Here is an 18,661-nt window from a genome sequence, read left to right on the forward strand (position 1 = left end):
ATTCAAAGAAATGCGGAAACTGTCCACTTCTTTCCCAATGTACTCGTTCCAAAAATAAGGTAAAGGTAGTAACACGTCATGTTTGGGAAGAGCACAAGGAAAAGGTAAGAGAAAATCGCTTATCTAAGTCTGGAAAAATGCTTTATAAATTTAGAAAGGAAATGGTTGAGCGAAGCTTCGCAGATTCAAAAGAACTGCATGGGCTTCGCTATTGTAGGTTACGCGGATTAAGAAAAGCAAGCGAACAGGCTCTCCTTACGGCAGCGTGCCAAAATATGAAAAAAATTGCCAAACACTTAGCTAGGCTTGAAAGAGTGTGTGGCAATACTAAGATATTTGAACCCTGTTGATTTCCGCGGAAGGTGCGTAGACTCCTGCGGGAGTACGGGGCAGTGGGAGACCCCGCAGGAGCGTAGCGACGAGGAGGCTCCCCGGCACGCCCGCGGAAAGCGAGGCACCTGGAGGGGAAATCAACAGGCCTTGGTGCATAGGCAATTAAATCAAAAACAATCAATTTTTAAATCAAACAAAATGAAAAATTGCCGAGAAAACTACCCTTTCTCGACAATCTGAAACCTCCCTACTAATTAGGGAGGTTGTTTTTATTACAAGAAGTATAAATTGATTAATTAAACTCCTTTATATGCTTGGCGGTATACTTCAGCCAATTCAGTTACTAATGGTAGTTTGGGGTTTGCTGTTGTACATTGGTCTTCAAATGCCCGCTCAGCAAGATAGTCTACTTTACTTTCAAATAAAGTTTCCTCTACATTATTCTCTCTAATACTCATTGGAATTTCTAGCTCGCCGGCCAATTTAATAATTGCCTGTACAAGACTCTCTACTCCTTCATCCGTTGTCCGTGCTGGAAGTMCAAGTGTTCTAGCGATTTCTGCGTAACGTTTGTCTGCAACAAAATGTGCATATTTAGGGAAAGCCGTAAACTTCTTCGGTTTCGTTGCATTGTATCGAATGACATGCGGCATTAAAATAGTATTTGCACGGCCGTGGGCAATATGGAATTCTGCTCCAAGCTTGTGTGCCAAGCTATGATTAATACCAAGGAATGCATTTGCAAACGCCATCCCGGCAATCGTAGATGCATTATGCACTTTTTCACGTGCCAACTCATCACTGCCATTTCGATATGCTCTTGGCAGGTACTCAAAAACAAGTTGAATGGCTTTCATTGCTAATCCATCTGTATAATCATTCGCCATACAGGAAACGTAAGCCTCAATTGCATGTGTCAGTACGTCCATTCCAGTATCCGCTGTTATATGCTTTGGCACAGTCATTACGAATTGTGGATCAATAATGGCTACATCTGGCGTTAATTCATAATCTGCAAGCGGGTATTTTAGATTAGCCTCTTTATCTGTAATAACGGCAAATGAAGTGACTTCTGAGCCCGTTCCAGATGTTGTTGGAATCGCTACAAATTGTGCTCTCTCACCTAAACGAGGATATTTGACAATTCGTTTACGAATATCTAAGAACTTCTGTTTAAGACCGAAGAACTCGGTATCAGGATGTTCATAGAACAACCACATTCCTTTGGCTGCATCCATTGCAGAACCTCCGCCCAACGCGATAATTACATCTGGCTGGAATTTAGCCATCATTTCTGCACCCTTCATGACCGTTTCAATTGAAGGATCTGGTTCAACCTCTGAAAAAATTTCGCAGTGAACATAATCCGGACGCTTTCTTAAGTAGTAAAGTACTCGATCCACATACCCTAGTTTTACCATTCCTGGATCGGTAACGATAAATGCTTTTGAAATGTTTGGCATTTTCGCTAGGTATTGAGTTGAATTTTTTTCAAAGTAGATTTTGGATGGAACTTTAAACCATTGCATATTAACATTCCTCTTAGCCACTTTTTTAATATTTATTAAATGAATAGCACCGACGTTTGTGGAAACTGAGTTTCCGCCATATGAACCACAACCTAGTGTTAGGGATGGCATGTAGGCATTATAAATATCTCCAATTGCTCCTTGAGAAGAAGGGGCATTCACGATAATGCGTCCTGCCTTCATCCGTAAGCCAAATTGCTTAATGATGTTCTGATTAGTGGTATGAATAACAGCAGAATGTCCGAGTCCTCCAAACTCCAACATTTCTTCGGCCCTCGTTAACCCTTCATCAAGACTGCAAACCTTGTAGCAAGCTAAAACAGGACTTAACTTTTCTCTAGATAACGGAAACTGTGGTCCTACACCTTCTAATTCTGCAACAAGGATTTTTGTGTGTTCTGGAACCTGTACACCAGCCATAGCAGCAATTTTAGCAGCAGGCATACCTACAATGTCAGCATTAACAGCACAAGATTGTTCATTAATAACTAATTTTTCAACTTTTTGTTTTTCTTCTTCATTTAGGAAGTAGCAATTATTAGCAATCATCTCTTGCTTTACATCCTCATAAACCTCTTGATCAATGATCACCGCTTGTTCAGATGCACAAATCATTCCGTTATCAAACGTTTTAGACAAGATCAAGTCATTTACCGCTTGATGAAGATTCGCTGATTTTTCAATATAACACGGTACGTTTCCTGGTCCTACTCCAAGAGCGGGCTTCCCAGAACTGTATGCTGATTTAACCATGCCAGCACCGCCAGTTGCGAGAATTAGCGCGATCTTCGAGTGGTTCATAAGAGCTTGAGTTGCCTGTAGAGAAGGAGTCTCAATCCACTGAATACAGTTTTCAGGTGCACCAGCTTTAATCGCTGCGTCCCTTAGTACTCTTGCCGCTTCACTGCTTGATTTCTGTGCAGATGGATGGAAGGCAAAAACGATCGGATTTCTTGTCTTTATTGAAATCAACGCTTTAAACATGGTAGTTGAAGTTGGATTTGTAACAGGTGTTATACCTGCAATCACACCTACAGGTTCAGCAATCTCAATGATTCCTTCGTGTTCGTTTTCATTGATAATTCCAACCGTTTTATTGTATTTAATATTATGATAGACATATTCTGTCGCAAACATATTTTTAATGATTTTATCTTCGTAAACTCCCCTTTTGGTTTCCTCAACGGCGAGTTTCGCAAGTGGCATATGCTGATCAAGTCCAGCTAAGGCCATTTCTTTAACAATTACATCAATTTGTTCCTGCGTAAAGTCTCTGAACTCTTGTAATGCTTTCAATCCATTTTCTACTAAAATATCAATTGTTCCAGTTACTTCATTTACAACTTCTTTTACCTTAACTGCCATAATCAAAAGACCTCCATTATTTTAAAAGTTTGATTTACTATCTTTTATTCACAAACAGGATTTCTTGGAATTTTTTCAAATGAAATATCGGTAAGAACCTTAGTATATTTTTTGACAAGAATAACGTAATTCACTGTCCAGATATATGAAGGAAATTGTTCATTTTCCTTAAACATCATTGCCTCAAATTCATCACCTAACGTTTCTTCGAATACTTCTAGCGTATACGTCTCAGCATCTGTTGAAAAATCTCTCCACTCACATACCATCATCATGTATCACTCCTTGCTTCTCTGTGATTAAAATCATAGCACGATTAAAACTGGTAAAACCTACCGAAAAGTGTCCGAATTATGATAAAAATATATACAAATTGTTAATGATGTAAACTCTATAGAATTGGTAGTATTTTTAAAATCCGGTTTAATCTAACTTTGTGAAGTATTTCACAATTGAGATTAAAAAAAATATCCATCTATTCTTAACGTTTTTATAATTGTGAAATAAATCTCAATTATAAATAAAATGTGTACTACTATTCACAAACAGGATTTCTTGGAATTTTTTCAAAGCTAACGTCAGTTAGTACTTTAGTAGACCTTTTAACAATAATGACAAAATTAATTGTCCATATATACGCGGGGATATCATCATTATCCTTAAACATCATCGCTTCAAATTCGTCACCCACTAGGTCCTGGAATGTCTCTAATGTATAAGTTTCAGAATCTGTAGAAAATGATCGCCACTCACATACCATCATGTCTTATCACTCCTTGTTTCTTTCTGATTAAATCATATCATTAAATCATGCGAAAAGTTTGTGAAATGTTGAACAAACTTTGAACTTTAAGCATAAATTTTCTCATCCATTCGCTTTATTAAGTGGAAAATAAAAAGTGCCTGATAGCTAACACTCTTTAAAGCGTTGTTATCAAGCACTTCGTATTCAACATGATGTTTAATTAAAGATTGTTGCTATGATTTGATCATAGGACATTGAACTATCCACTACATAGGTACCAGGACGCAATTTGTTTTGCAATCCTTTACTTTCAATATCTTTAGAGAAATTAAAAGCATTCGGTACCAACTGAGCTTGTTCAAGCGTTCTACCGACATCAATACTGGTCATCCCATTTGATACATTTACGATTACTTTTGTTACGTTTTTACTGCTTTCTTCCACTGTATCTGTTTTTTGTTCAGTTGCTTTTGATTGTTCATATTCATCTTTCGTTTGAACAACATAGCCTGCTGCAACAAGCTGATCTTTCATTTCATTTTCAGATAATTGAACCTTACCTGTTGTTATACTTTCAGATGTTTTGACAGATGCCTTTACTTCACTCTTATCCGAGAAATAAGCAACGCCACAAATCGTTGTGGATATAAGAATTCCTGCTGCAAAGCTACTCAAAACGTTAATTCTCATATGCTACTATTCTCCCTTCATCTTTTGATTCCTGAAATGGAGCAAGGATCTGTTCGATTTCACTTACTGTTACCTGGTTTTTCTCTGCAATGCTCTCAATAGAATAGTTGCGTTTATATAAGTCTAGTACTTCACGTAAAAATACCTTTCTATCAGAAGAGAGTTGTATCCCGGCTTCCTTCGTTATCACTTCTACGTCAAGCTCTATATGACGAATAGAATCTTGAATGCTATTGATTTCTTTCATAACCGATATATGAACCATATCAACTTCTCTATGGTTTACCTTTGAAGCATGACGTGTCTTATATAGAGAAATAACTAATAATAATGCTGATATCCCCAACAATCCAGTTAAAGTCCATTCCATCAAAATAATTTCCTCCTTCTGCTTTAGAACAACACAAGTACTTATTATACCTCCAATTTAGTAAACTTTCGATTTGATTCACAAAAACACATCAAAGGTCGGAGTGATTTGCCAAATTGCGGATAAAAAGAATGACGGTATCACTAAATTCCGAAATACATTCATCCATTTTGTCCCTGATGATGGATCGCAGGACAAACTCTGCTTTGTACCCTGTCACGTTGTCCCAGGATCAAAGATCGCAGGAGAAACACTTCCTTAATGGTCGCTGTTTACAAAGGAGCAACCAACTAAAACACCCTACCTCAAAAGAGATAGGGTATTTTCGCAGGTTATTTATTTTTTAGTAATCTTAATAAGTCGTCCTTTGTTACGGACATCATCAAGTCACCTCCATTTTGATAGTTTATGATCGTTTGGAGTGATATGATTGTCGGTGGTGCGAGTTTGAATTCTTTGTTTACATTAGCTTTTAAGGCATCTTCAGGTGTAATCCATAGTGCTTCTTCAATTTCCCTTTGGTCTGGGTCTGGATTTTGCCCCAGGGGCAGTTTGGCCAGAAAAAATCGGGTATCAAAACGGATTGGCATATCTTCGGGTGTAATGATCTGTCCGAAGTAGGTTAAACAGTCTAAGTCAAGATAGAGTTCTTCCTGCTCTAAAAYATGAGTGAAGGAAATTTCACCAACTAAAAGCTTCTGTCTATACTTGGAGAGTATTTCTTTTGGTAAATTTGATGGGGAACCGTCTAAGTGATGGCCTAGTAAAATACCAATCTCCTCAAACAATTCTCTTGCTGCGGTTATGTAATTAGGAAGACTGACAGAAAGCTCATGCTTAGCATTAATTATGTAATCACTACGCATAACGTAATCAGCTTTTTCGACCGCCCCTCCAGGGAATACATGGAATCCCCCCATAAACTTCATCGTTCCTGGCCTTTTTGTTAAATAAACCCTTGATAAATCATTCAACAATACAACTGTTGAAGCCGGTCTGGGAATAGCTCCCATTTGCATCCCACCTTATAACGATTATACAATATATGGAAAAGTAAGAGTAAAACAAACTTACCTTTTTTAAGTTTTACAGATTTACCAACCTATTTCATTGGCAATCGATACTCGCTTTTCTTCTACCTTTATTCCTGTGAATCTCTGAATTGGACAGAAATTTCATCAATTACAGGTATACTCTTTCTTGTTTCTGTGTTGAACATAACGAAGGTTTTTTTGAATTCGGTAATAAGTAGATCGTGTTGGTTATAAATCGTTTGTTTAATAACAAAACTTTTAGTCCCTAAATGTACAGGTATAGTTTTGATCTTAAGTAAATCTCCCAGTCTGGCTTCGTTTAGGTAGGAGACATCTAATTTTACAAATACCATCCCCATTTGCCGTTGAGCTAAATTTAGATGAGAAGCCCCAGCTTTTTGGAACCAATCACTCATCCCCTTTTCTGAGAAAATAATGTATTCCAAATAATTCATATGGCCTAGATGATCAATTTTATCCTCGTCGACTTCTGCTTCTATTATTGTTTGCATTTGTTATCACCCCGTCTAGTGAATCAATAAAACTCATCACCTTTAATTCCTTTTTCAGAAATCCCTTGTATATAATTAATGGCCCATTTGTAACTGCAACGTCTTTAATGAGCCAATTAGACTATAAAGTTTCCATTTTACGAGACTTTTTTTATTTTGGCTGCATTCGTATCGCACTGTCCAAACGAATAGTTTCACCATTTAGTAATGGATTTTCAATAATACTTTGTGCTAACATGGCATATTCAGAAGGATAGCCCAATCTTGATGGAAATGGCACCATTGAACCTAATGCTTGACGGACCTTTTCAGGAGCTCCTGCAAATAGCGGGGTGTCTATTAGGCCCGGTGCTATCGTCATCACGCGTATTCCATTTCTTGCTAGGTCGCGGGCAATCGGCAATGTCATTCCAACAATCCCTCCTTTGGATGCACTATATGCAGCTTGCCCCATTTGACCATCAAAAGCAGCAACAGATGCCGTATTAATGATTACTCCTCTTTCGCCTTCTTCGTTTGGTGCGTTTAGTGCCATCTTTTCTGCTGCAAGTCGGAGAACATTAAACGTACCAATTAAATTCACTTGAATAACTCTAGAAAAACTGCTAAGGTCATGCGGCTTTTCTTTGCCTAGAGTTTTCTCTGCTATTCCGATCCCGGCACAGTTAATTGTTGCATGAATCACTCCAAATTTTTCAATTGTTTGGCTAATAGCTGATTGAACATCCTCTTCACTAGTAACATTTGTTTTTACATATAAAACACGATCAGACCCAAGCTTCTCAACAAGGGCAGCTCCATAAACATCTTGTAAGTCTAGAATTGCTACACGGCCACCGTTTTCTACAAGACGTATGACAGTAGCTTCACCAAGTCCTGAGGCGCCTCCTGTTACAACGGTGACACTATCTTTAATTTGCATGTTTCAATCTCCTTTTAATGAAATTTTTTACTCTTATCTTTATTTCTTGCAAATTTCATGCCAAGATAAATCCCTTAAAAAGCTTAGTTTTAAATCTACTAATGTTCGAAACCAGGACACATTGAAAAAGAAAATTGTTCATATTTCAAACATTAGAATCAAAACAGTATATACTTGTACTATTCATTTAAATCGCTTAAGATTAAATCGCACAAGACTTATTATCGACAAAATGAATATATTTAGAGGAGGAACGAATAATGAAGACTGTGTATGATTTTAAGGTGAAAATGATCAATGGAGAATTGAAATCTTTAGACGAATATGAAGGTAAACCGTTGCTTATTGTTAATACAGCCAGTAAGTGTGGCTTAACACCACAATTTAAAGGTCTTCAGGAATTAAATGATAGGTATCATGACCAGGGATTGGAGATACTCGGATTTCCTTGTGATCAATTTAATAATCAGGAATTTGATAGTATTGAAGAAACAACCTCATTTTGTCAATTGAATTATGGTGTTACCTTCCCTATCTTTGCAAAGATTTATGTAAACGGAGAAAACGCAGACCCCCTATTTGTATATTTGAAAGAGCAGAAAAAAGGCCTCCTTTCAAAGAATATTAAATGGAATTTCACTAAATTTCTTGTAGATCGCAACGGTAACGTTGTAGAGCGCTATGCCCCTACGACTGATCCAAGTAAAATCGAGGAAGACATCGTAAAATTACTATCCTAAGATCTAATGTTCACACTTAGTAATCAATGCTGAAAGGTGATAGGTATGGAAGACTTCATGAGTTTAAAAAAACAACTATGTTTCGCCATCTATGAAACATCAAGTGAATTCACAAAACTATATGCAAAGGTCCTCCAAGAATTTGGATTAACCTATACTCAATACCTTGTTCTTTTAGCACTTTGGGAAAAGGATGCTCTAACCGTTAAAGAACTTGGAGAAAAATTAAATTTAGGTACAGGAACCTTAACCCCGATGATTTCGCGGATGGAAGTAAATGGTTGGTTAAGTAAGAAAAGGTCTACTGAGGATGAAAGAAGAGTCTATATTTGCTTAAAGTCAAAGGCAGTGAATGAAAAACGAGCGATTACTGAGAGTGTCAGTAGGGAAATCGTTACCTGTAATATCCAAATGGAAGAATACGAACAATTAATGGAACAGCTAACTAGTTTGAACCTTAAGTTGAGAAATCGCAGGCCTGATCATTAATGCAGATTTTAAAAAAGTACCAGGTTTTATTCACTTTCCGAATGAACCTGGCACTTTTTTACGTCCATTTTTGTGGAAGGTTTTTGACAAAAGACAGTTTGTTTTGCTTCTTGTTTATGTTCCTCATACAAAAGGATTTGCCAGTCCCTGAATTCATCCAGCAATTCTTTAGGTTTAAGCTTATATTGATCAGATACCCCTTGATTATCTTCTTGAGGAGATTGATAAAAGGTTTCCATAAAGAAATATCCGTTCTCTTTTATTATTTCCTTCACTATCGGGAAAAGCCTGCGATCTAAATAGTTTGTTATGACCACTAAATCAAAGGTATTTCTGTGTAAGTCTAATTTATTCAGCTCCGTTAAGTCACATACTTTAGGGTGAATCGACAGATGATGAGCTTTTGCTTGTTCTCGGATATAGTCAATGGCGACATCCGAAATATCAATGGCTTCGATATGATAGTTCATCCGAGCGAGAAATAAACTATTTCCTCCAAGACCACATGCAAGGTCGAGCGCTTTACCTCCAGTGAGATAAGTAGACAGCTCCTTTAATCTGGAGTTAGCTGTTGGTTCTTTCATAAGCATGATACGTACTTTATATTTCAAATTCCACTTAATTCTGTCACTCATTTGTAATACCTCACAAAATTAGTATCGACTGCACGTTGCCTTTAATAATTTTCTAAAGGTTTGAATACCCCGTTTATAAACAGCTAATAGTAGAGATACAGAATTAGCTACAAAAAAATTATACTTGTATATCTTTTTATTGCCAAGAGCTGCTTTATTATGTAAAGTAAGCAAGTATGTTTTTTTTAGGAGGTATTTCATGAACCAGTCAGATTCTATTCAACAAGTAAAAATTACAACCGCTGACCCCTCCGCCCTTGGCTTATTTGGTTTAGCGATGGTAACGCTAGTGGCATCGACTTCCAAATTAGGGTGGACAGACGGTGTTTCCTTCGTATTACCCTGGGCAATTTTCCTTGGAGGTATAGCACAGCTTATTGCAAGCATGCTTGATGCCAAACATAATAACACCTTTGGTACAACCGCCTTTGGTGCCTTTGGTTTATTTTGGTTAGGTGTCGGAACAGCTTGGTTAATACAATATGGTGTATTCGGTGATGCTGCCGCAGCGGCTGCTGATCCAAAACAATTAGGTGTTGCATTTATTGGGTACTTAATCTTTAGCTTATTTATGACAGTGGGTGCCATGGAGACACATAAGGTTTTGTTTTTCATCTTCGTACTAATCGATTTCTTATTCATTGGACTTGCTTTTTCTTCTTTAGGAATTTGGACAGAAGCCATGCATCAATTAGCCGCTTTCTCAGAATTTTTTATTGCCATTCTAAGCTTCTACGGCTCTGCGGCAAGTGTTTTAAATAATCATTTTGGAAAAGTTACCCTGCCAGTTGGAAAACCTTTTGGAATTTTCAAATAAAGTAATGTTTGCACTGACCCTTAGCTTCTAATCAGCTGGGGGTAAGGATCTCCTGATGGTCTGCTGACGATTCACTTCTTCTATCCTACTCTTCATACGCTTTTTGTGAATAATATTTAAACCCCAGAAATTGATAGTTCTGCTTTCTGTACATTTCTTTAGGAGTGTCCTCACCATCTGCTACTAAAATAACTGTTTTATTTTGCAAGTTTTCCATCACAAATTTTTGCAGACTGCTTCCAATTCCTTTTTTCTGGTAAGTTTCATCAACAACTAAATTATCAATTTCTGCTGTTTCATCGGCTATAATAACATCAACTGACCCTGATGGAATACCTTTATATAAGGCTAGCACCTGCAGAATAGTTGGATTCAGAAAGTTTCTTCTAAGGAGATCTTGCTTCTGACTAGCGTAATAACTGCCGTAAACTAAATCTTGCCTAAATTGTAAGGTCAAAAATTGATCAAAATTACTATTTGACACCTTTTGAATCTCAATATCTGGATTGGGTCTGACGTTAGGAAATTCGTTTGGCTGTATCGCATACAATTCTAAAAATCCAATATAATAGCAGGAATCATTCATATAATCAATAATTTCTCCAGCCGGTTTTTCATTCTCAGGAAAGTAAAACTTTACGTGCTTTTGGCCATGATTCAAATGGAATTGTCTAAGATAAGCTTCCGCAGTTTTAAATTCCTCGATAGAAGGCATACGCTTAAACTCTACAAAATTACTATCATATCTAAGTAGCATTTCCGGATCATGTATATGCTTGTATAGATTTCCTTCTGCTACAACTTGACCAAGAACATATATTTCTTTAAAGGTAATCTGCTCCATAAATAATTCCACCCTTTACCCATAAAAGGTTAAAGTCTATTTAGCTTAATAGTAGCATAAAAGTTATGAAATGTTCACAATTTGTGACCGGTATTTACGTTAAAATATAGACGAGTAAATATGTGAAGTATATCACAATCAGAAGCTTTGTTAGAAGGGAATTATGCCTTATGTTATTACAGAAACCTGAAAAAACATTAGAAATCTCCATTAAAAACGGGATAAAAAAGACGAGTTACCCATTTTCAACTACAATTATTCTGGGTTTTCAAGCTGGTGCTTTTATAGCTTTAGGATTCTTACTTTATATAAGAGTCACGGCACCTTTATCTGAGAGTTTATCCGGATTAAGCAGTATTTTAGGTGCGGCTGTATTCCCAATTGGCCTAATCCTAACATTATTAGCTGGAGGAGAACTGTTAACAGGAAATATGATGGTAGTACCACTTGCTAGGTTCGCAAAGAAGATTCAAACAAAACAGATTCTAAAGAATTGGTTTCTTATTACGATTAGTAACTTTTTGGGTGCGATCTTTGTAGCGTATTTCTTTGGTCATGTCGTTGGATTAACAGAAGTTGATCAGTATTTAGAAAGGACCATTCAGATTGCTGAGCATAAATTAGATGCTACCTTTATCCAAGCATTTATATCGGGCATTGGCTGCAATTGGCTTGTTGCAGCAGCTGTATGGCTTTCGTACGCAAGTGAAGATATGATGGGGAAATTTCTAGGTATATGGTTTCCTACAATGGCATTCGTTGCTATAGGCTTCCAACACGTGGTAGCAAACATGTTTGTGATCCCTGCAGCCATCTTTGCAGGATCCTTCACTTGGACTGAATATATACTAAATTTTATTCCTGTATTCTTGGGTAATGCTGTTGGCGGAGCACTATTTGTTGGAATGCTATATTGGTTTGCCTATAAAAAGAAGGAATATACTGTGATAGAGGGATCTAAGCAGCCAGACTTAATAGAAAAGAAAATGAGTATGTAAGAAATCATAAATATAAAAGTGTCAGTACTCATCAATTATCCTGATGTCTCTGGCACTTTTATTATTTCTACTTATTCGCAGTGATTTCTTGGATTTGATTATTCATTATTTTTTCTTAGTCCTTTATATTCTTCTATAAATTGATAAGGCTTATTTTTTGTACGAAAAGGAAATACTCCTCTATTTGTATGCAGATAGAGAAAACCAAATTCTGTGCTGAATGGTCTGTATGTGATATCATAGACATCCTCAATTAAAAATTGCTCCATTTTGGTGACAATTTTCTCCTCATATAAATAGAGTTCATGTTCATTTGTTATATAATGCTGTTTATTCCACTTAATCACTCTTGTAACTGTCAAATAACTTTGGGAAGCAATCAACCTCACAATGTTCCTCCAACCATTAATATTCTATTGTTACACAATATGATACCGCGTTCAAATACCACTAGAGTCAATCACAATAACTTACAGAGACTAATCATTAGTTTAAATTAATCTGCCATGCTACACTGTATGAATACAAAAAACCATGAGGTGAAAAACATGAGTATTAATCTTACAACTGAAGCATACGAGCAACTACGGTCCCTTTTACCAGCAAATACACCGGTCCGTTTAAAGGCAACTCAAACTGGCGGCTGATCAAGCACAGTTGAGTTTGAACTTGTTCAGGATGAGCAAGAAACTGAAGATAAAGTGTACCCATTTGATGAACTTACCCTTCTTGTTAACCCCTTTGCTGAAAAGCATCTTGAAGGAAAAGTAGTAATTGACTATAGGCAAAATTACGGATATGTTCTAAAAAACAGCTTCGAGATTTTATCTTTCGGCATGAAATTTAAAAGGAAATAGCCCCATCTCGGGGCCATTCTTATTTCAAAAGGAAAAGGAAGAAATTTTCGAGCTTGTTACTTTAGTTTGCTTCTTCCCACTGAGAGATTTCTTCTCTAACAATAGGTGCCACTTCCTTGCCTAAAAGTTCGATTGCTCTCATCACATCGTCATGCGGCATGGTTCCAACTGGAACGTGGAGCATGAATCGTGTGACCCCAACATTCTTTCGTAAGTGGATGATTTTTTCAGCCACTGTTTTTGGGTCTCCGACATACAATGCGCCTTCGAAACTGCGCGCTGCATCGAAGCTTGAGCGGTCATACCTTCCCCAACCGCGTTCTCTTCCTAATTTATTCATCACCTGCTGAGTCGAAGGGAAAAACTTCTCAGTAGCCATTTCAGTACTGTCAGCTATAAAGCCATGTGAATGCGATGCTACAGGTAACTTTGAATGATCATGACCTGCATGCTCGGCTGCCTTTTTATAAAGCTGTACCAGCGGAGCAAAATGTAACGGGCTGCCTCCAATAATGGCTAAAACTAACGGCAATCCTAACAGACCTGCACGAATCACGGAGTCCTGATTCCCTCCACTGCCAATCCAGACAGGTAAAGGCTCTTGCACCGGTCTTGGGTACACACCTAGATTATTTATAGCCGGGCGATGGCCGCCTTTCCATGTTACTTTCTCCGATTCTCTGATCTTTAACAGCAATTCAAGATTTTGTTCGAATAATTCATTATAGTCTTTTAAATCGTACCCAAACAGAGGAAAAGATTCTATAAAAGAACCACGTCCCGCCATAATCTCTGCACGTCCATTTGAAATGGCATCTACCGTGGCAAAATCCTGAAATACTCGAACTGGATCTGCCGAAGAAAGAACCGTTACAGCACTAGTCAATCGAATTCTTTCTGTCTGTGATGCAGCAGCAGCAAGTATAATAGCTGGTGAAGATGCTGCAAAATCTTCGCGGTGATGTTCTCCTACACCAAAGACATCCAAGCCTACCTGATCCGCCAAAACAATTTCTTCCACAACTTCACGGATGCGTTGTGCATGACTTATTACCTCACCAGTTACAACATCTGGTGTTGTTTCTACAAACGTACTTATACCTATTTCCACCTAAAAACCCTCCAATTATGTATGCTCTAAACCTAGACACAGCTCGTATATATAATTTACAAATAATCATACGAATATCTTAACTGCCTAGTTTTAATTATAAAAGTTTTAAGTCCGAAAAAACTTAAAATAGATGATCAGTAAATATCGAATAGTTTGAGTGTAATAGCCCCACAAAATGTAAACAATAACACTAATAATTTTGAACGTCTAATAGTTACATTAAGGAGATTTAGATGAATACTTCAAACCAATATCGTATTGAAAATGATCCACTTGGTAATATAATGGTTCCATCCACAGCCTATTATGGCGCACAAACTGGGCGCGCAGTTGACAATTTTAAAATAAGTGGTATTACTTTGCCTAGAGAATTCATTAAAGCACAAGGCATCATAAAAGCCTCCGCCGCGGTGGCCAATATGGAACTAGGTCAATTGTCTCCCGAAATTGGGAAGGCCATCCTTACAGCAGCAGAGGAAGTAATTGAAGGGAAATGGGATAAGCACTATGTTGTGGATGTATATCAAGCGGGGGCTGGAACCTCACAAAACATGAATGCGAATGAAATCATTTCGAATCGGGCTTCAGAAATCTTAACAGGCTCAATAGATAATAAAAAGGTTCACGCAAATGACCATGTCAATATGTCCCAATCAACCAATGATACCTTTCATGCAGCCATCCATATTGCAGCCGCAGAAAAGCTTAATCATGGGCTTCTTCCAGCTCTTTTATTGTTGGAAAAAGCACTTCACCACAAAGCTGAACAGTTTACTGCGGTTTTAAAAGCAGGCAGAACCCATTTACATGATGCTGTACCTATGCGCTTAGGTCAAGAATTTTCAGGTTTTGCTGGAACCATTAAGGGTACTAGTCAGCAGATAAAAGAAAGTCTTAATCATTTATATGAGATTGGTCTAGGAGGTAATGCAATTGGAACCAAGATGGACTTGAAGCCGGGGTACATCCCAAAAATCATTTCAGAAGTATGTATACGTACAAATCTGCCATTTCGTGAACCAGATAATATGTTTACGTTTATGCAAAATACTAATGCCCCGATACGCACCATGCTTGCCTTAAAAGAATTGTCCATTCATTTAATTAAAATCACAAGTGATTTACGCTTATTAAGCTCTGGACCAAGAACAGGTTTGGCAGAGATTACTCTCCCTTCTGTTCAACCTGGATCAACGATTATGCCTGGCAAGGTGAATCCAGCCATTTTAGAAATGACCCATATGGTCTCTTGCCAAGTAATTGGTTATGAAGCTGCCTTAGCAACAGCTGGAATTGCTAGCCAGCTAGAAATTAATGTCCTGATGCCCATGATTGCCCACACCTTACTTCATTCAATTGAATTACTTACAAATGCCGTTTCAACCCTAGTAAATAAGTGTATTAATGGTATTCAGGCAAATATTGAAAGATGCAAAAGCTGGATGGAAGCAAGTCTCTCTCTTGTTACCGGGCTTAGTTCAATTATGGGTTATGATCTAGCTTTCCAAATTGGCAAACAAGCTGACGAAGAAAACAAAACCATAAAACAAGTATTACTCGACAAAGGTTTATGGACAGAAGAAATTGAAAAAGCAATTGATCCAGAAGGAATGATCTAAGTTTTCCTTGGATATCTTCTCATTATTTTAGAATAAGCATGGTGAATATGTACATACTATAAATAGGACTTGTAGCTCAATGATAGAGCAGCCGTATCGTATCAACGTTATGGTACGTGCATTTTGTGGGTTTGAATCCCATCAAGTCCTATCTACCAAGTTATTCTCCTTTTATAATTGAGTACATCTTTAGATTTCGATGTTTTCCTTTGATAAGCATTGCTTTTCTTAAAATCCCCTCAAATTGCATACCTGTCTTTTCCATTACACGCTGAGAACCTATATTTTCTTCAAAACATCTGGCTTGAATCCGGACAAGATTCATGTGTTCAAACCCAAATTTGATAATCTCCTTAGCTGCTTCCGTAACAAGCCCTCTTCCCCAATAATCTCGTGCAAGAACATATCCAATTTCTGCAGTTTTGTGATTTGTCTGCCATGATACAAAATCAATTGTACCGATTAACTTCTGATTTTGTTTATTTTCAATTCCCCATGGCGCAACTTTCTTACTGCTATATTGATTTATCGCATATTTAACAAATGCTGTTGTGTCAGACATACTTTGGTGAGTATCCCATGTCACATACTCTGCAACCTTTTCATCTGAGCAATAGACGTACATATCTTGCACATCATTTAGCGTAATTTTCCTTAAAAGTAATCGTTCCGTTTCTAATTCAGGCAAGTCCCCATATATTACATCCATCAACACGATTATCACCTCAAAATAATTCTCTACTAATTCTAGTAATATGTCTCTTTAATAAAATCTCATTCATATTCTTTGATTTTATTTCTACTAGGTTAGTTCAACAAGTTTTCTCACAATCCTTTAATAAGTTCATATTTACCTCATTTTATTAAGAGGATGGGAAAGAACTGCTATGGAAAAGGCGACAATTACGAATGGAGACAATATTATTTGCGAGATGATGCCACTACCTTATCCAAATGTCCTTTTCAATACATGAAGAACAAGTTAGTTGAAGATTGTTGATAAAATAAAAAAGCGCAAGATTTTCTTGTGCTTTTTAAAGTAGATATAGGATAGTCGCAACTCCCTTGCACTACATTTCCTTTTTTACATCTTCTCTAATTAATTCAATTATTTTTTCTGGTAAATATGCAGGAATAGAAGAACCATTTTTGAAAACCCAGCTATTGATAACCTCAAGATCACCTTTTTTAAAGGTAATGCTATAATTTGTCTGGTCATGACTAACTTCCACTGTTACATACTCTTCACTAGCAAAATCATCATCGATTATCATGTTATTTATTTCATATTGCTTCACTTACAACACCCTCTTACATGAATTTCTTATGATTAGATTTTACTAGGGGAGACTATTTATTCATTTTCCTAAAAGTAAAACAAAATAAAAAAGACTCTCAATGAGAGTCTTTTATCTATTGGTCAATTATTATGCTTTACGAACGTTAGTAGCTTGGGGTCCACGTTGACCTTGTTCTACTTCAAATGTAACTGCTTGACCTTCGTCTAGAGACTTGAAGCCTTCGCTTTGGATAGCTGAGAAGTGTACGAATACATCGTCTCCTGCTTCGCGTTCGATGAATCCGAATCCTTTTTCTGCATTAAACCATTTTACTTTACCTTGTTCCATTGTTGTTTCCTCCTCGTGTGCTGTGCACACATTTTGGTACTATCCTTGCGCAGTTCTCAAGACAGAAAGTGTTTCACTTTATAAGCCAACTGACAAACAAAAATAATTCTTTTTAAATATAACAGACAATAACAATAAAAGCAAATAGAATTTCTAAAGTCAGTCACTTTTTAGTCCATGACAATATTGATATCCGCGTTTATCATAGTAAGTTTGTCCACACCAATCCAGTATTTGTACATATACTGGGATAAGCTTTGAGATTATATGGGGGTGAACAAATGTCAGCAGGAAATTATTATGCTTTATGTCAAAAGTACAAAGGAAGAGCTGTTGAAATCAGAACACGTGACGGAAGAGTACACAGAGGTATTATTCAAAGAGTTGGTATGAACCAGGTTTATTTACAACCAATAGGGCGACGTAGAAACCTTGGCGGGTTTGGATATGGATGGTATGGCGGCGGCTGGGGCTTTGGATGGGGAGTTGCATTAGGTGCCATTGCATCTTTAGCTTTATTACCATTCTTCTTTTGGTAGGAAGTCCAGAATTATTAGATAGAGCCATAAATTCATACTGGCTCTATCTATATTTTCGAGTCTATTTTTGCAATTATAGCCGAATCAATTTTCAACAAATCCTTAATCTTCAATTGGTTGTTATTTTCTATATATTTTTTCACTAAATAATACCCCACACAATAACCCGACATTTTAGGGTATCGTCTTAAACCAAACAATAGATCTTGGTGTCTTGGATCGAATTTTGACAAATCCTTATTTGGTGAAATTATCCTATTCCATATACTTTCCAGCTCCACATCTGAATAATACGACGTCCAGGAGGCAGTATATTCTTCTCCAAAACGCACATTCACTGCAAATTCTGCTAACCCTTCCAAAATAATGGTATCGAGCAACACATAATCTTCTTCCTTTTTTTGAAAATGTACCAAACGACATACATGATTATATTCATGAGTAAATAAGGACCTAATTTCCTTTTCCCCATTATCCGCCGACAAGAATAAAAATAATTTATCACAAAAAGACAAGCCTGATTTTCCATTAAAGTTTTGTTTTATCATCGGGTTTTCGGTATCTGATGGAAAAATAAAAATCGGGACACTTGGTCCAGCCCAGTTCTTTTGAAGCAGTTTTTTTTCTGTATGAATCGTATCCCAAACTTTCTTTCTCTGTAATTCGTTTACTATCACTTTTCCACTTTCCATGGGGCTATACATACCATACATAGAAAGGTAATCATAAATTTCGAAAGCCTGAGCATCACCAAAGTAACCTCTTAGTTTTTCACAAATTTCTATTGGCTGATGATAAAGGTCATTTAACCATCTATCTGTTCTTATAACGCTCATTTTCAGCACCTCTCATAAACCTGTAGAATAGAGTATGCTGACTAC

At 37.0% G+C, this 18,661-nt stretch carries 23 protein-coding genes and 2 pseudogenes; 9 read left to right on the plus strand and 16 right to left on the minus strand.

The genetic code is table 11. The annotated features are described in order from the left end of the window. Nucleotides 1-350, plus strand: a 350-nt coding sequence (locus BTR25_RS24325) for a transposase (RefSeq protein ID WP_175596883.1), incomplete at its 5' end; no start/stop codon positions are given. Between the two features lie 279 nt (nt 351-629). Here the strand turns inward: BTR25_RS24325 and adhE are convergent. The 8 genes from adhE to BTR25_RS24365 form a co-directional block, all read right to left on the minus strand. After that, a complete protein-coding gene (gene adhE, locus BTR25_RS24330) occupies nt 630-3,227 on the minus strand; it encodes a bifunctional acetaldehyde-CoA/alcohol dehydrogenase (RefSeq protein ID WP_075690571.1) in 2,598 nt (865 codons plus the stop codon). Between the two features lie 44 nt (nt 3,228-3,271). Continuing rightward, a complete protein-coding gene (locus tag BTR25_RS24335) occupies nt 3,272-3,499 on the minus strand; it encodes a hypothetical protein (protein ID WP_075690572.1) in 228 nt (75 codons plus the stop codon). A gap of 263 nt (nt 3,500-3,762) precedes the next feature. Continuing rightward, nucleotides 3,763-3,990, minus strand: a complete 228-nt coding sequence (locus BTR25_RS24340; RefSeq protein WP_075690573.1) for a hypothetical protein — start codon at nt 3,988-3,990, stop codon at nt 3,763-3,765. Between the two features lie 198 nt (nt 3,991-4,188). After that, the gene (locus BTR25_RS24345; protein ID WP_175596884.1) at nt 4,189-4,662 is read right to left on the minus strand and encodes an aminodeoxychorismate lyase; all 474 of its coding nucleotides are present in this window, start codon (nt 4,660-4,662) and stop codon (nt 4,189-4,191) included. Continuing rightward, nucleotides 4,652-5,032, minus strand: a complete 381-nt coding sequence (locus BTR25_RS24350) for a hypothetical protein (RefSeq protein ID WP_075690574.1) — start codon at nt 5,030-5,032, stop codon at nt 4,652-4,654. Before BTR25_RS24350 ends, BTR25_RS24345 begins: the two co-directional genes overlap by 11 nt. A 332-nt stretch (nt 5,033-5,364) precedes the next feature. Continuing rightward, nucleotides 5,365-6,045, minus strand: coding sequence for an NUDIX hydrolase (locus tag BTR25_RS24355; RefSeq protein ID WP_075690575.1), 681 nt, complete (start codon nt 6,043-6,045; stop codon nt 5,365-5,367). Nucleotides 6,046-6,173: 128 nt separating this feature from the next. Beyond that, a complete protein-coding gene (locus tag BTR25_RS24360) occupies nt 6,174-6,578 on the minus strand; it encodes an acyl-CoA thioesterase (protein ID WP_075690576.1) in 405 nt (134 codons plus the stop codon). 151 nt (nt 6,579-6,729) lie between these two features. After that, nucleotides 6,730-7,500: a 3-hydroxyacyl-CoA dehydrogenase gene (locus tag BTR25_RS24365; protein ID WP_075690577.1), complete on the minus strand. Its 771-nt coding sequence runs from the start codon at nt 7,498-7,500 to the stop codon at nt 6,730-6,732. 260 nt (nt 7,501-7,760) lie between these two features. On the opposite strand from BTR25_RS24365, the gene BTR25_RS24370 reads away from it, so the two are divergent. Together BTR25_RS24370 and BTR25_RS24375 are read left to right on the plus strand one after the other, a co-directional pair. Further along, nucleotides 7,761-8,240, plus strand: a complete 480-nt coding sequence (locus BTR25_RS24370; protein WP_075690578.1) for a glutathione peroxidase — start codon at nt 7,761-7,763, stop codon at nt 8,238-8,240. Nucleotides 8,241-8,285: 45 nt separating this feature from the next. Continuing rightward, a complete protein-coding gene (locus BTR25_RS24375) occupies nt 8,286-8,729 on the plus strand; it encodes a MarR family winged helix-turn-helix transcriptional regulator (protein WP_075690579.1) in 444 nt (147 codons plus the stop codon). A 26-nt stretch (nt 8,730-8,755) separates the two neighbouring features. Here BTR25_RS24375 and BTR25_RS24380 read toward each other — a convergent pair whose 3' ends face one another. After that, a complete protein-coding gene (locus BTR25_RS24380) occupies nt 8,756-9,364 on the minus strand; it encodes a class I SAM-dependent methyltransferase (protein WP_075690580.1) in 609 nt (202 codons plus the stop codon). 199 nt (nt 9,365-9,563) lie between these two features. Between BTR25_RS24380 and BTR25_RS24385 the strand changes: the two genes are divergently transcribed. Then, a complete protein-coding gene (locus BTR25_RS24385; RefSeq protein WP_075690581.1) occupies nt 9,564-10,181 on the plus strand; it encodes an acetate uptake transporter in 618 nt (205 codons plus the stop codon). A gap of 85 nt (nt 10,182-10,266) precedes the next feature. Here the strand turns inward: BTR25_RS24385 and BTR25_RS24390 are convergent, their stop codons facing one another. After that, a complete protein-coding gene (locus tag BTR25_RS24390) occupies nt 10,267-11,025 on the minus strand; it encodes a GNAT family N-acetyltransferase (RefSeq protein ID WP_075690582.1) in 759 nt (252 codons plus the stop codon). Nucleotides 11,026-11,195: 170 nt separating this feature from the next. Between BTR25_RS24390 and BTR25_RS24395 the strand changes: the two genes are divergently transcribed. After that, nucleotides 11,196-12,023: a formate/nitrite transporter family protein gene (locus tag BTR25_RS24395; RefSeq protein ID WP_075690583.1), complete on the plus strand. Its 828-nt coding sequence runs from the start codon at nt 11,196-11,198 to the stop codon at nt 12,021-12,023. A 98-nt stretch (nt 12,024-12,121) separates the two neighbouring features. On the opposite strand, the gene BTR25_RS24400 is transcribed toward BTR25_RS24395, so the two are convergent. Together BTR25_RS24400 and BTR25_RS24405 are read right to left on the minus strand one after the other, a co-directional pair. Further along, nucleotides 12,122-12,412 carry a hypothetical protein gene (locus tag BTR25_RS24400; RefSeq protein WP_075690584.1) on the minus strand — a complete coding sequence of 97 codons (291 nt, stop codon included), beginning with the start codon at nt 12,410-12,412 and terminating at the stop codon, nt 12,122-12,124. A 529-nt stretch (nt 12,413-12,941) separates the two neighbouring features. Then, complete coding sequence (locus tag BTR25_RS24405) at nt 12,942-13,991, minus strand: LLM class flavin-dependent oxidoreductase (RefSeq protein ID WP_075690585.1); 1,050 nt, start codon at nt 13,989-13,991, stop codon at nt 12,942-12,944. A gap of 236 nt (nt 13,992-14,227) precedes the next feature. On the opposite strand from BTR25_RS24405, the gene BTR25_RS24410 reads away from it, so the two are divergent. Next, on the plus strand, nt 14,228-15,613 hold the full coding sequence (locus tag BTR25_RS24410; protein ID WP_075690586.1) for an aspartate ammonia-lyase: 1,386 nt from the start codon (nt 14,228-14,230) through the stop codon (nt 15,611-15,613). A 65-nt stretch (nt 15,614-15,678) separates the two neighbouring features. Further along, nucleotides 15,679-15,763: pseudogene (locus BTR25_RS24415) on the plus strand. A 10-nt stretch (nt 15,764-15,773) separates the two neighbouring features. On the opposite strand, the gene BTR25_RS24420 reads toward BTR25_RS24415, so the two are convergent. Further along, nucleotides 15,774-16,328 (minus strand): GNAT family N-acetyltransferase, encoded by a 555-nt coding sequence (locus BTR25_RS24420; RefSeq protein ID WP_175596885.1) that lies wholly within the window; start codon nt 16,326-16,328, stop codon nt 15,774-15,776. A gap of 171 nt (nt 16,329-16,499) precedes the next feature. On the opposite strand from BTR25_RS24420, the pseudogene BTR25_RS27285 reads away from it, so the two are divergent. Continuing rightward, nucleotides 16,500-16,613 (plus strand): annotated as a pseudogene (locus BTR25_RS27285) (YqcI/YcgG family protein); the annotation flags it as partial. 70 nt (nt 16,614-16,683) lie between these two features. Here the strand turns inward: BTR25_RS27285 and BTR25_RS24430 are convergent. Together BTR25_RS24430 and BTR25_RS24435 are read right to left on the minus strand one after the other, a co-directional pair. Continuing rightward, the gene (locus BTR25_RS24430) at nt 16,684-16,911 is read right to left on the minus strand and encodes a hypothetical protein (RefSeq protein WP_139311331.1); all 228 of its coding nucleotides are present in this window, start codon (nt 16,909-16,911) and stop codon (nt 16,684-16,686) included. A gap of 129 nt (nt 16,912-17,040) precedes the next feature. Next, entirely contained in the window at nt 17,041-17,241 is a 201-nt protein-coding gene (locus tag BTR25_RS24435) for a cold-shock protein (RefSeq protein ID WP_007083691.1), read from the minus strand. Nucleotides 17,242-17,522: 281 nt separating this feature from the next. On the opposite strand from BTR25_RS24435, the gene BTR25_RS24440 reads away from it, so the two are divergent. After that, on the plus strand, nt 17,523-17,780 hold the full coding sequence (locus BTR25_RS24440; RefSeq protein ID WP_075690587.1) for a hypothetical protein: 258 nt from the start codon (nt 17,523-17,525) through the stop codon (nt 17,778-17,780). 47 nt (nt 17,781-17,827) lie between these two features. Here the strand turns inward: BTR25_RS24440 and BTR25_RS24445 are convergent, their stop codons facing one another. Next, on the minus strand, nt 17,828-18,616 hold the full coding sequence (locus tag BTR25_RS24445; RefSeq protein WP_075690588.1) for a DUF2268 domain-containing putative Zn-dependent protease: 789 nt from the start codon (nt 18,614-18,616) through the stop codon (nt 17,828-17,830). Nucleotides 18,617-18,661: the final 45 nt, after the last annotated feature.

Source organism: Bacillus sp. MRMR6 (assembly GCF_001940785.1).
GTDB lineage: Bacteria > Bacillota > Bacilli > Bacillales > Cytobacillaceae > Neobacillus.

Excerpts from the sequence above, each read along its gene's own strand:
- BTR25_RS24335 (WP_075690572.1), bottom strand. The coding sequence starts at position 3,499 with ATGATGGTATGTGAGTGGAGAGATTTTTCAACAGATGCTGAGACGTAT.
- BTR25_RS24340 (WP_075690573.1), bottom strand. The coding sequence starts at position 3,990 with ATGATGGTATGTGAGTGGCGATCATTTTCTACAGATTCTGAAACTTAT.
- BTR25_RS24345 (WP_175596884.1), bottom strand. The coding sequence starts at position 4,662 with ATGAGAATTAACGTTTTGAGTAGCTTTGCAGCAGGAATTCTTATATCC.
- BTR25_RS24350 (WP_075690574.1), bottom strand. The coding sequence starts at position 5,032 with ATGGAATGGACTTTAACTGGATTGTTGGGGATATCAGCATTATTATTA.
- BTR25_RS24360 (WP_075690576.1), bottom strand. The coding sequence starts at position 6,578 with ATGCAAACAATAATAGAAGCAGAAGTCGACGAGGATAAAATTGATCAT.
- BTR25_RS24365 (WP_075690577.1), bottom strand. The coding sequence starts at position 7,500 with ATGCAAATTAAAGATAGTGTCACCGTTGTAACAGGAGGCGCCTCAGGA.
- BTR25_RS24370 (WP_075690578.1), top strand. The coding sequence starts at position 7,761 with ATGAAGACTGTGTATGATTTTAAGGTGAAAATGATCAATGGAGAATTG.
- BTR25_RS24375 (WP_075690579.1), top strand. The coding sequence starts at position 8,286 with ATGGAAGACTTCATGAGTTTAAAAAAACAACTATGTTTCGCCATCTAT.
- BTR25_RS24380 (WP_075690580.1), bottom strand. The coding sequence starts at position 9,364 with ATGAGTGACAGAATTAAGTGGAATTTGAAATATAAAGTACGTATCATG.
- BTR25_RS24385 (WP_075690581.1), top strand. The coding sequence starts at position 9,564 with ATGAACCAGTCAGATTCTATTCAACAAGTAAAAATTACAACCGCTGAC.
- BTR25_RS24390 (WP_075690582.1), bottom strand. The coding sequence starts at position 11,025 with ATGGAGCAGATTACCTTTAAAGAAATATATGTTCTTGGTCAAGTTGTA.
- BTR25_RS24395 (WP_075690583.1), top strand. The coding sequence starts at position 11,196 with ATGTTATTACAGAAACCTGAAAAAACATTAGAAATCTCCATTAAAAAC.
- BTR25_RS24410 (WP_075690586.1), top strand. The coding sequence starts at position 14,228 with ATGAATACTTCAAACCAATATCGTATTGAAAATGATCCACTTGGTAAT.
- BTR25_RS24435 (WP_007083691.1), bottom strand. The coding sequence starts at position 17,241 with ATGGAACAAGGTAAAGTAAAATGGTTTAATGCAGAAAAAGGATTCGGA.
- BTR25_RS24440 (WP_075690587.1), top strand. The coding sequence starts at position 17,523 with ATGTCAGCAGGAAATTATTATGCTTTATGTCAAAAGTACAAAGGAAGA.
- BTR25_RS24445 (WP_075690588.1), bottom strand. The coding sequence starts at position 18,616 with ATGAGCGTTATAAGAACAGATAGATGGTTAAATGACCTTTATCATCAG.